The sequence below is a fragment of the Gracilibacillus alcaliphilus genome, from assembly GCF_016909015.1.
Lineage (GTDB): Bacteria > Bacillota > Bacilli > Bacillales > Amphibacillaceae > Gracilibacillus > Gracilibacillus alcaliphilus.
Genome location: NZ_JAFBFA010000061.1, coordinates 1 through 10,894, shown reverse-complemented (window position 1 = coordinate 10,894; position 10,894 = coordinate 1). Strand labels below are relative to the sequence as shown.

Genomic DNA, 10,894 nt, shown 5'->3' with positions numbered 1-10,894 from the left:
TAATAAATCCCCCCTACGAAAAGTAGGAGGGAACAATAAATAACGGTTCAAGAAAACCTTGAACCGTCTGAATCGGCGAATGCCGAGAGTCTATTGAAAGCCTAAGGAGGGGTTCTGTTGAAAACACTAACGGTAAGTGTTGTTACTCCAGATGGCCCTGTTCTGGAAGATTCATTTGAAATGGTTAGCTGTAAGGCAGAAAGTGGCGAATTAGGTATCTTACCAGGTCACATTCCGCTCGTGGCACCACTGTCTATCAGTGCAGTGCGCCTTAAAGGTGATAACCCGCAGCGCATAGCAGTAAGCGGTGGATTCTTAGAAGTTCGTCCTGATAAAGTGACCATTTTGGCACAATCAGCAGAGCGTCCAGATGATATTGACATCAAACGAGCGCGAGCAGCGAAGGAACGAGCAGAAAGACGTTTACAAGCTAAACAAGATGAAATTGATTTCAGAAGGGCAGAATTAGCACTTAAGCGTGCCTTAAACCGAATTGATGTAGTCGAAAATAAATAATATGATCTTAAAAAGACTGTTCTCTGCAATAAGTGTGGAGAACAGTCTTTTTTTATGGTTAGGAAGGAAGCATACGCCTCGCCCGAACGATATCTGACAGTTCTCGCTATATCTTAGCGGTACATTCCTTTGTTATTGACGAAATTTCCCGGGAAATATCAAGGGAATATGTCGAGACGCTGCCTGTTAATTATGTTAAACTAGGTGTACATGTTCAACAGGCTGAAGTATAGAACAGCCATTAAAAACAAAACAAGCAAAAGAGGGATTTATTATGATGCAGATCGCAGCTCAAGAAGGGCTTATCGCCATGCTATCACATCTGGTTTTTATTGTGATCACATGGTATATACTGCAGTCTATCAATTTCGATGCTTTATTTCGAAAACAAAAGGTATTTGAAGCACGGTTATTGATTATTTTTATTACAATCGCCATTGGTTCAACCGTCAGCAGATTCTTTCTTGATTTACTTCAGTGGTCTCAACAGCTGATTTATCTTTTTTAGTAAAAAGTTGCCCCTGCTTCCACCTCATTCTGTCATTTACCACGTATAAATATCTTCATTCCTGCTAACACTTGATGAAAAAGAAAGGGTGTAGAGGAATGAAATATTTATTAATTTTTTGTGCGATTCATATGTTATTTATCTTTTTTAATAATGGGGATCATAAGGTAACCGCTAATCAACGCGAGGTAAAAGAGATGGCAGCAACACTGGAAGGCTATGATTTAGAGCTGACAACCTTACAAACTACGATCAAGGAAACATTGGAAATTGATCAAATTAATAGTTTTATAGAAGAACTGAAAGGGTATCAAATGAATATGGTGGAAAATAACAACACCATCCGATTTGAATCAGCTGATCAGCAGAATCCTTCGAACAACGAAACATTATTATTAGTACCAGTACCAGGGAAACAGTCTGTTTACCAAGTGATCTATACAATTACTATGCCTTTAGATAAAACAGAAGTACTTGATACCTATAACAAGAGGGTATTAAAAGTTACTAAAGGATTATTTTCACAAAATGCTCAATATTTTTCTTGTCTAGACGCACAAAAAGATGGTATTATAGATATTGTTTCTTTTATGAATTTTGTAAAAGATAAGTTAGATATCACAATAATTGATGAAATAGATGAAGCTAATTTTTATACATGGACAGGTTATAGTAAACGTTGGAATAAGAAGTTGCAGCAAGGTGACGACAACATTAATGTACATATTGCTGTGAGTGAGAGGATAGGCGACCAAACCAATATTACAATTGGCACACCTATCCTTATTAATGAATACTAATAATAATGAATATGGACTACAGAGGAGAATGGACCTTGGAAAATATCATCGTTCGTGGCGGAAGGCGGTTAGAAGGCACTGTGAAAGTGGAAGGTGCTAAGAATGCTGTACTGCCTGTTATCGCTGCAAGTATACTAGCAAGTGAAGGCAAAAGTGTGATTCATGAAGTACCTGCATTGGCAGATGTGCACACAATTAATCAAGTATTGACCCATATGAATGTAGATGTATCTTATCAAGCAAATACAGTAACAGTAGACGCAACAGAGGAGTTATTAACAGAAGCTCCTTTTGAGTATGTTCGTAAAATGCGTGCATCTGTATTAGTGTTAGGCCCTTTATTGGCTCGTTACAGCCATGCAAAGGTAGCTTTGCCAGGAGGATGCGCTATTGGTTCACGACCAATTGATCTTCATTTAAAAGGTTTTGAAGCTATGGGGGCAGATGTACATGTCGGAAATGGCTTTGTAGAAGTGTCAGTGAATGGCAGATTAAAAGGGGCAAAGATTTATTTGGATATGCCTAGTGTAGGGGCAACAGAAAATATCATGTCAGCTGCAGCCCTTGCCGAAGGAAGAACAACGATTGAGAATGCAGCCAAGGAGCCAGAAATAGTAGACCTAGCAAACTATTTAAATAAAATGGGGGCAAAGGTTACTGGTGCTGGTACAGAGACAATCAAAATTGAAGGTGTAGACAAACTTGTCGGTGCGGAGCACTTTATTATTCCAGATCGTATTGAAGCTGGAACATTCATGGTGGCCGCAGCTATTACAGGTGGTAATGTATTAGTAGAAAATGCGGAATTAGAACACCTTCGTGCACTTGTTTCAAAAATGGAAGAGATGGGTGTCAAGGTATATGAAGAACCGACAGGGGGCCTTCGTGTAATTGGACCGAAACGTTTGGAAGCAACAGATATCAAAACGTTACCGCATCCTGGGTTCCCAACCGATATGCAGGCGCAAATGATGGCGTTGATGTTATGTGCGCAAGGAACAAGTGTGATTACGGAAACAGTTTTTGAAAATCGATTTATGCATGTGGAAGAGTTCCGCCGAATGAATGCGAAGTTAAAAATTGAAGGCCGCAGTGTGATTGTAGAAGGGCCTGTTGCACTGCAAGGAGCTGAAGTAGCTTCTACAGATCTTCGTGCTGGTGCTGCGTTAATTCTAGCTGGCTTGGTAGCAGACGGATACACACGGGTAACTTCTCTCTATCATATTGACAGAGGTTATGTAGATATTACAGAGAAATTTGTCCAGTTAGGTGCGGATATCGAGCGTGTGCAAGTTGAGACAGCTGCAGAAGAAGTAGCAGTACTCGGAGTTGAAGTGCAGTCATAAGATACCGCAATAATGAAGAGGATACATTTACTCATCACTAGATTAGAATGAGAAATGATCCTCTTTTTGCATCCCGCATATACATAGGCCGAGCCTGCTATTCTGCCAGGAATAGAAAAACAACCTTTCGATAGATGAAGAAGTTCTAATCTCTTATTGTAAAGAATAAGATAGAGTAGGAAAGTGCAAAGGAGGTTATGCATGCATAATTGGCAGAAAAAAACCAAGCAAAAAAATTGGAAAAAGCCTAGTCTTATTTTTATTTCTATTCTATTGATCTTTATGTTTGTGATTCCGTCTTTGATTGTCATCCCATTTAAAGGGGAAAAGGAAGTAGCGGTCTCAACAGAGGCCGAGCAAGCCGCTGATGAGGGGGCGGAAGTGGTCAAACAAGAAAACCAGACACTAGTATCTCCTTTTGACATTCGTGTATTACGGACAGAACAACATACAGTAGAGGAAATTCCTTTAGAAGACTATGTGGCGCATGTCGTTGCCTCGGAAATGCCAGCAGATTTTGAATTAGAGGCCTTGAAGGCACAAGGACTGGCTGCAAGAACGTACATTGTGCATTTTTTGATGCAGGAACAAACCGAATCCTTACCGGATGGTGCCGATGTCACAGACACGGTTCAGCACCAGGTATACAAGAATGAAGACGAACTAAGGCAAATATGGGGCAGTGATTATCATTGGAAAATCGACAAAATTAAACAGGCAGTAGCTGCCACCCAAGGAACGATTATTACTTATGAAGATCAGCCGATTACACCAGCTTTCTTCTCTACAAGCAACGGCTATACCGAGAATTCTGAAGACTACTGGGAAAATGAATTGCCTTATTTGCGTACGGTGGCAAGTCCTTGGGATGAGGAGATATCTCCTAAGTTCCTTGATCAGAAGGTGTTTACCCAAGCGGAATTAGAGAATAAACTGGCTGTTGATTTGGCAAACCAGTCCGGTGATTTTCAATTAATCAGAACAGAGAGCCAGCGTGTGGAGAGTGCGGTGATTGGCGGTCAAACCTTTAGCGGCCGGGATATTCGTGAACAGCTGGGGCTGCCGTCCAACGATTTTACTATCACCAAGAAGAATGATCACTATGTCTTTACTACGAAGGGTTTCGGACATGGAGTAGGCATGAGCCAATATGGTGCTAACGGTATGGCACAAGAAGGAAAGGACTATGAAGACATTATAGCTTACTACTATCAAGGCACGAAATTACGCAGTTTAGAGCAAGCAACTCCCACTCTTTTAGTAAAAAAATAAAAAATCATGTATAAATTTTCCTCCATTTGATCAGAATGGTTGCTGAGGTGATGTTAAAATGGAGGAAAACAACAACGTTTCAAAAAATAAGTGGAAACGGATTGTCAAGAAAAAGTGGTTTTTTCCTGCTCTTTATTTAATGGTTGCAGCTATTGCTTTGACAGGAGTGTTATGGTATCAGAATACCCTGACAAATACACCAGATTTAGCAGAAAATGCTAAAGATCATGTTGGGGATATGAGACATAGCACAGATCAAGAAGAATCAGCGCCAGTTATGCAGCAGCAAGAAGTACTACAATTGCCGATTGCTGAAGATGTAGAAGCAGAAATTGTGACCAAATTTTATGATTATGGGGCAAGTGAAGAAGATCAGCAGGATGCATTGATTTTGCACCAGAATAAGTATTACCAGAGTGATGGAATCGCGCTATCTACTTCTGATCACGAAGCATTTGATGTAACTGCTTCTTTATCAGGTACAGTTGCAGAAATCAAACAGGATCCTTTACTAGGAAATGTCATTAAGATGGAACATGAAGAAGGAATTTCTACCTATTATGCCAGCTTGGATGAGGTCCTAGTAGAAGAAGGAGCAGAAGTGAAGCAAGGTGACTCAATCGGTACAGCCGGTCAAAGTAATTTAGGTCAGGCTAATGGCGTCCATGTTCACTTTGAGGTGAGAAAAGACGGTACTGCGGTGAATCCTGAAACTTTTATTAATCAGCCCCTTTCCAAAATAGAGGCAGCTGAGAAACAAGAAGCAGCGGAAGAAGAAACAACAGAAACGGAAGCAGAAGAAACAGATGAAACACAGGCAGAGCCTAGTGAGCCATCACAAACGGAAGAAAACGATCAATCTCAACCAGATTCGAGCGACCAATCAGAAGCGGATGAAACGGATCAAGAAGAGGAGCTTCCAAGCACAGAAGAGCAAGAGGAAGCCCATCAGGAAATTTCATTCCATTCTATGGAGCGAGTATAAATCATATAGGAGCTACGCCCACTGCGGGAATAGCTCTTTTTTTTTCGATAGGAACAACTTAAAATGAAGGCTGCGTCATAAAGACTTGGCGGTAAGTCTTCGTTTTTTTGGTGTCGTCTGCCTTAGGCTGTACCTGCCTTACATTAGATCCATGAGAGAAAATGTAATTATTTGACGAACGATTTTGATTGAATTATTATCTGAATCTTGAAATAATAAGAGTACACTTAATTTAACACAAAATGGTAGTAGCTATCCTTAGTAGTGGATAGCTCGAGAAAAACGGTGTGCAGGAAAGAAGAGTATTATAATAAAGGAGGGGAGAACATAAGTGAATATACCCAATACGTGCTCGTGATAGGATCGATAGGAACGGAAGATTTTTTTAATAAGTTATACCACTTAAAGTTGTCCATTGTGAAGACGAAAACGCTATTTTAAAGATAGGGGAATAGGTGGATGAATAATATATTAAGAAAAGTAGATCCAGACTTTGGAGACATAGGGTAGTAAAAAAGTGATGAGCTCTTCATCACTTTTTGTTTGAAATTTTTTCTTCATATGCCACACCTGCTGCTGTTCGATTTATCCGTAAACCTAGCTCTTTTTTTTAGCTTGTCCCCGAAGGATAGGTGTAATTACAAGTCATATTGTTTGTCTGTCGGTAATAAGATGTTAGCAATTATCTTTTTTTAAACCGTCTGAGGTGAGAGTACCTTGGATACCGACAACTTTGGGGAGGCGAGCATAAAGTGCATGATTACATCAAAGAGAGAACATTAAAGATCGGTAAGTATATCATTGAAACGAAAAAAACAGTACGAGTGATTGCAAAAGAATTCGGTGTGTCCAAAAGCACTGTTCATAAAGACCTAACAGAGCGGCTGCCTGAGCTGCATCCAGAACTGGCAAATGAAGTGAAGGAAATATTACATCATCATAAAGCCATTCGACATCTCCGAGGAGGAGAAGCAACCAAATTGAAATATCAACTGCATAAGCGTAAAACATCGCCCCATCAAGAAGCATTAACCAAATAGCCAGTATGCGCCTCTTGACTTAACCAACACCCCTTCCATATAATTAGACAATTCACGATAATTTCTCAGAAAATAGCGACAAATTTTTTAGAAAGATATACAGCATGTCAATATTTGTGATATGATATAGGATAGAAGTATTATGTTCTAGAATGATCTGAGTATATTAGAGATTGTTCAAAAAGTCAGCTGAAAAGGAAATTCGCAAGGGCAACTCTGACATTTGCTGACCTTTTTGAACATGCATTATAAGTGAATAAATTGAAATAAGACAAATAATTGAAATGTACTATTATTAATTGTGAGGAAATAGGGAGGATAAAGGTTCATGTTTTCAAGAGATATTGGGATTGACTTAGGAACAGCCAATGTATTAATTCATGTAAAAGGCAAAGGAATTGTACTAGATGAGCCCTCTGTAGTGGCGATGGATCGAAATACCGGAAAAGTATTGGAAGTAGGAGAAGAAGCACGGAGAATGGTGGGACGTACTCCTGGTAATATCGAAGCAATTCGTCCATTAAAGGATGGAGTTATTGCTGATTTTGATGTGACAGAAGCAATGCTTCGATATTTTATTAATAAGATTAATGTGAAAGGCTTTTTATCCAAACCACGGATGTTAATTTGCTGCCCGACAGATATTACTAAAGTCGAACAGAAGGCCATTAAAGAAGCAGCAGAGAAATCCGGCGGTAAGAAGGTATATTTGGAAGAGGAACCTAAAGTGGCAGCTATTGGCGCTGGCATGGAAATCTTTCAGCCAAGTGGTAATATGGTAGTAGATATTGGAGGCGGTACGACAGATATTGCCGTTCTTTCTATGGGGGATATTGTAACCTCACAATCTATAAAAATGGCTGGAGATAAATTTGATGCAGAAATCCTTCAATATGTAAAACGTAAATATAAATTGCTGATTGGAGAGCGGACGGCAGAAGATATTAAGTTGAATGTGGCTACTGTTTTTGAAGGCGCTCGTAATGAAGAGATTGATATTCGCGGACGTGATATGGTATCAGGTTTACCGCGTACGATTACGATTCATTCCCAAGAAGTGGAAGAATCATTACGTGAATCGATCGCTTTAATTGTGCAGTCAGCGAAGAGTGTATTGGAAAAGACACCGCCAGAATTATCTGCTGATATTATTGACAGAGGCGTTATTTTAACTGGCGGCGGAGCATTATTACATGGCTTAGATCAATTATTAGCAGAAGAACTAAAGGTACCTGTATTACTTGCGGAAGAGCCAATGAATTGTGTTGCAAAAGGAACAGGAATTATGTTAGATAATATTGATAAATTAGAGCGTTCCATTGTTTGATTTATTCCGGTGAATCGTCCGTAATCCCCGCACTTTCAGCCCGAAAAGGCTAAGTGAAGGATAACAGACGCTAGCACCCGGTAAGTCTTTCTACCCATCAATGAGGGTTGAAGCCTGCGCTGATGGCAATCTCGCTTTATAAACAAAGCAGTTCTCGGTGCTTATCTGAAAGGAGAAAAGACGTGTATGCTTAGAGGTTTCTACACAGCAACAAATGGCATGTTAGCTCAGCAGAGAAGACAAGAAGTATTATCCAATAATATAACAAATGCACAAACACCAGGATTTAAACAAGATCAAGCAACATTGCGTGCCTTTCCAGAACTGCTCATTCAGCGCATGGACAGCCGTGACATCCCTGCATCTCAGAATCGAAGTACACCAACCATGAGCGAAATCGGTGCGATTAACAGCGGTGTTTACGTACAAGAAACCATTCCTGATTTTATTCAGGGCAGTCTGCGGGAGACTGGCATGGTCACCGATATGGCACTAATCCAAGGGGAGACACCTGATGAAGGCGGGATGACCTTCTTTGCCGTGCAACATGCAGACGGTGAAGTGAGTTATACGCGTAATGGTAACTTTACCGTCGATGGAGCAGGAAACTTAGTTACCAATCAAGGTTATTATGTATTGGACGAGGCAAATCAGCCTATTAATACCGATCAATTGGCATTTACCGTTACACCAGAGGGTGTCGTACAATTACCTGATCAGGAGATTCCATTGGCTGTTGCCTATAGCAGTAACCCGCAAGATTTAGTGAAGGATACAGATGACTTGTATCAATTAGGAGAAGGCGGAGCAGCTCTAGAAGATGCCCGAACAGTAGCTGGTTTGCAGTTCCAAGTGCAGCAGAACCATTTAGAGAATTCCAACGTCGATACCTCACAGACGATGACAGATATGATGCAGGCTTATCGTATTTTTGAGGCCAATCAGAAGGTAGTACAGCAGTATGACCGAAGCTTAGAAAAGGCAGTCACTGAAATAGGCCGGATAGGATAAGCTATCCATCAGCCGCGTTTTAAGCCTTGCTGAGGCATTTATCAAAGGATTCGCAATTCTTTATCGTTTAGAAGCTTCTGGAGAGATTACAGACAGGTTAACGCCAACATATCATCAATTTGTAAGAACGCTTGCGAGGATATGGACGCTTCATATGGTGATGAAAAAGGAGTAATCAAATATGACTAGGATGACTTTTCAAGCTGCCGTTGCCATGAGTCAATTGCAACAGCGCTTAGACAATATTAGTAATAACTTGGCAAACTCTAATACAACAGGGTTCAAGCAACGTGAGGCCAATTTTTCCTCCTTGCTCTCTCAACAAATGGAAACTGAGCCAGACCCGGCGAATCAACTAGGACGTCTGACACCGGATGGTTTGAGAATAGGAACTGGCATGCGAATAGGTCATATGAACTTTCAATTTGCGCAAGGCGCCATTCAAGAAACCGATCGAAACTTGGATGTTGCCCTGCAGCAGGAGAATCAATTTTTTCAAGTCTTATCCAATAACAATGGGCAAGAGGAAGTGCATTATACAAGAGCAGGTAACTTTTATTTGACACCGATCAATGAAGGGCAAGTGATGCTCGTTAATGCAGAAGGAAACCCAGTTCTGGGAGCCAATGAAGAAGCGATTATCTTAGAGGATAATATGGAGGACTTAAAAATTGATATGAATGGGGATATCCTTGTAACCCGTAACGGCGTGCAAGTCCCTGAAGCTCAATTAAATGTAGTGCAAGCCAATCGCCCGCGTTTATTAGAAGCAGTCAATGCAAATGAATATCGTTTGTCAGAAGACACCCTTGAAAGTTATCCATTAAACGAAATTATAAATGGGGTTGCTGCTAATGATCTGCATTTGCACAGTGGGGCATTAGAGCAGTCTAATGTGGATATGTCCAAGCAAATGACAGACATGATCGAGACACAGCGTGCTTACCAACTAAATGCAGGAACTATCTCAATGCATGATCAGATGAAAGGTCTTATCAATCAATTGAGATAATGTAATAAGGAGCAATCTTGTATGACAAAGGAAAAACAAGCCGAAAGTAGGCAAACCAACAAAGAGAAACAGGCAAAGCAAGAACAATCGAATAAACGTAGCCGCCCAAAGAAATATGTACGCCGAATAATCCCCGTCTGGGCTAAGCTTTTAATCATTATTATCTTGAGTTTTTTTGCACTGGCCATTGGTTTAATGATCGGTTTTAGTGCACTTGGGGATGGCAGTCCGCTCGATGTGTTGAAATTAGAAACGTGGGAACACATTGTCGACTTTGTGAGAGTAAATGAAGAAGAATGATGTATGACCTCCATCAGTGAAGGTGTATGGAAAGTTTTTGGAAGGGAGTTACTGTAATGGATATCGAACAAATCAAAGAAACGATTCCACATCGCTATCCTTTTTTATTGGTAGATGCTATTCTTGAACAAGAAGAGCAGCGAGTTGTTGGAATAAAAAATATAACAATCAATGAGCCATTTTTTCAAGGGCATTTTCCCGACTATCCTGTCATGCCAGGCGTATTAATTGTGGAGGCATTGGCACAAGTTGGTGCCGTAGCTATGCTTAGTAAGGAAGAAAATAAAGGTAAGATTGGCTTCCTTGCCGGAATTGATAAGTGCCGATTCAAGCGTCAGGTCAAACCAGGTGATCAATTGAGATTAGAAGTCGAAATTATCCGCCTGAAGGGACCGATTGGCAAAGGAAAAGCCATCGCAACCGTAGATGGCCAGCTAGCATGTGAAGCCGAGATTACTTTTGCAATTAAATAAACAGACAGCCTGCATCACCTTTAGAATGAGGTGGTGCTTTTTTGTGGTCGAAATAGAAAAGCAGCAAATGTAAAAGAAATGAAAGACAGAGAAAAGAGAGTAAGCCTTCATATGACGGACAAAAAAGGTGGAAATCCCGAAGAGTTGTCCGTCATAACGGAAATGAGGGACAAAAAAGCTGAAAATCCCGAAGAGTTGTCCGTCATAACGGTGATATTGTATTAGTAAAGTAGACACTCCTCGAAACTGTCCGTTATAATAGAAAAATTAATCAACAGGAGGAGCATATGAAAACTTACAGTTA

The 10,894-nt window shown here is 40.4% G+C and carries 12 protein-coding genes; all 12 read left to right on the top strand.

Annotation, left to right across the window (positions count from 1 at the left end; all coding sequences use genetic code 11):
* Nucleotides 1-117 precede the first annotated feature (117 nt).
* The 12 genes from JOD18_RS23590 to fabZ all read left to right on the top strand — a co-directional run bounded on the left by JOD18_RS23590 (nt 118) and on the right by fabZ (nt 10,590).
* Nucleotides 118-516 (top strand): F0F1 ATP synthase subunit epsilon, encoded by a 399-nt coding sequence (locus JOD18_RS23590; protein ID WP_204671880.1) that lies wholly within the window; start codon nt 118-120, stop codon nt 514-516.
* Between the two features lie 274 nt (nt 517-790).
* Nucleotides 791-1,024, top strand: a complete 234-nt coding sequence (locus JOD18_RS23585) for a DUF1146 family protein (RefSeq protein ID WP_239588332.1) — start codon at nt 791-793, stop codon at nt 1,022-1,024.
* A 98-nt stretch (nt 1,025-1,122) separates the two neighbouring features.
* A complete protein-coding gene (locus JOD18_RS23580) occupies nt 1,123-1,824 on the top strand; it encodes a YwmB family TATA-box binding protein (protein ID WP_204671879.1) in 702 nt (233 codons plus the stop codon).
* 35 nt (nt 1,825-1,859) lie between these two features.
* Nucleotides 1,860-3,170 carry a UDP-N-acetylglucosamine 1-carboxyvinyltransferase gene (gene murA / locus JOD18_RS23575; protein ID WP_204671878.1) on the top strand — a complete coding sequence of 437 codons (1,311 nt, stop codon included), beginning with the start codon at nt 1,860-1,862 and terminating at the stop codon, nt 3,168-3,170.
* 201 nt (nt 3,171-3,371) lie between these two features.
* Nucleotides 3,372-4,442 carry a stage II sporulation protein D gene (gene spoIID / locus JOD18_RS23570; protein ID WP_204671877.1) on the top strand — a complete coding sequence of 357 codons (1,071 nt, stop codon included), beginning with the start codon at nt 3,372-3,374 and terminating at the stop codon, nt 4,440-4,442.
* 58 nt (nt 4,443-4,500) lie between these two features.
* Nucleotides 4,501-5,427 carry a stage II sporulation protein SpoIIQ gene (locus JOD18_RS23565; RefSeq protein WP_204671875.1) on the top strand — a complete coding sequence of 309 codons (927 nt, stop codon included), beginning with the start codon at nt 4,501-4,503 and terminating at the stop codon, nt 5,425-5,427.
* Between the two features lie 752 nt (nt 5,428-6,179).
* Entirely contained in the window at nt 6,180-6,467 is a 288-nt protein-coding gene (gene spoIIID / locus JOD18_RS23560) for a sporulation transcriptional regulator SpoIIID (protein ID WP_204671873.1), read from the top strand.
* Nucleotides 6,468-6,795: 328 nt separating this feature from the next.
* Nucleotides 6,796-7,794: a rod shape-determining protein gene (gene mreB, locus JOD18_RS23555; RefSeq protein WP_204671871.1), complete on the top strand. Its 999-nt coding sequence runs from the start codon at nt 6,796-6,798 to the stop codon at nt 7,792-7,794.
* Between the two features lie 186 nt (nt 7,795-7,980).
* Entirely contained in the window at nt 7,981-8,805 is an 825-nt protein-coding gene (locus JOD18_RS23550; protein ID WP_204671869.1) for a flagellar hook-basal body protein, read from the top strand.
* A gap of 181 nt (nt 8,806-8,986) precedes the next feature.
* Nucleotides 8,987-9,817 (top strand): flagellar hook-basal body protein, encoded by an 831-nt coding sequence (locus JOD18_RS23545; RefSeq protein WP_204671868.1) that lies wholly within the window; start codon nt 8,987-8,989, stop codon nt 9,815-9,817.
* A gap of 21 nt (nt 9,818-9,838) precedes the next feature.
* Entirely contained in the window at nt 9,839-10,117 is a 279-nt protein-coding gene (locus tag JOD18_RS23540) for a DNA-directed RNA polymerase subunit beta (RefSeq protein WP_204671867.1), read from the top strand.
* 56 nt (nt 10,118-10,173) lie between these two features.
* Nucleotides 10,174-10,590, top strand: coding sequence for a 3-hydroxyacyl-ACP dehydratase FabZ (gene fabZ / locus JOD18_RS23535; RefSeq protein ID WP_204671866.1), 417 nt, complete (start codon nt 10,174-10,176; stop codon nt 10,588-10,590).
* Nucleotides 10,591-10,894 lie beyond the last annotated feature (304 nt).

Excerpts from the sequence above, each read along its gene's own strand:
- JOD18_RS23585 (WP_239588332.1), top strand. The coding sequence starts at position 791 with ATGATGCAGATCGCAGCTCAAGAAGGGCTTATCGCCATGCTATCACAT.
- JOD18_RS23580 (WP_204671879.1), top strand. The coding sequence starts at position 1,123 with ATGAAATATTTATTAATTTTTTGTGCGATTCATATGTTATTTATCTTT.
- spoIID (WP_204671877.1), top strand. The coding sequence starts at position 3,372 with ATGCATAATTGGCAGAAAAAAACCAAGCAAAAAAATTGGAAAAAGCCT.
- JOD18_RS23565 (WP_204671875.1), top strand. The coding sequence starts at position 4,501 with ATGGAGGAAAACAACAACGTTTCAAAAAATAAGTGGAAACGGATTGTC.
- mreB (WP_204671871.1), top strand. The coding sequence starts at position 6,796 with ATGTTTTCAAGAGATATTGGGATTGACTTAGGAACAGCCAATGTATTA.
- JOD18_RS23550 (WP_204671869.1), top strand. The coding sequence starts at position 7,981 with ATGCTTAGAGGTTTCTACACAGCAACAAATGGCATGTTAGCTCAGCAG.
- JOD18_RS23545 (WP_204671868.1), top strand. The coding sequence starts at position 8,987 with ATGACTAGGATGACTTTTCAAGCTGCCGTTGCCATGAGTCAATTGCAA.
- JOD18_RS23540 (WP_204671867.1), top strand. The coding sequence starts at position 9,839 with ATGACAAAGGAAAAACAAGCCGAAAGTAGGCAAACCAACAAAGAGAAA.
- fabZ (WP_204671866.1), top strand. The coding sequence starts at position 10,174 with ATGGATATCGAACAAATCAAAGAAACGATTCCACATCGCTATCCTTTT.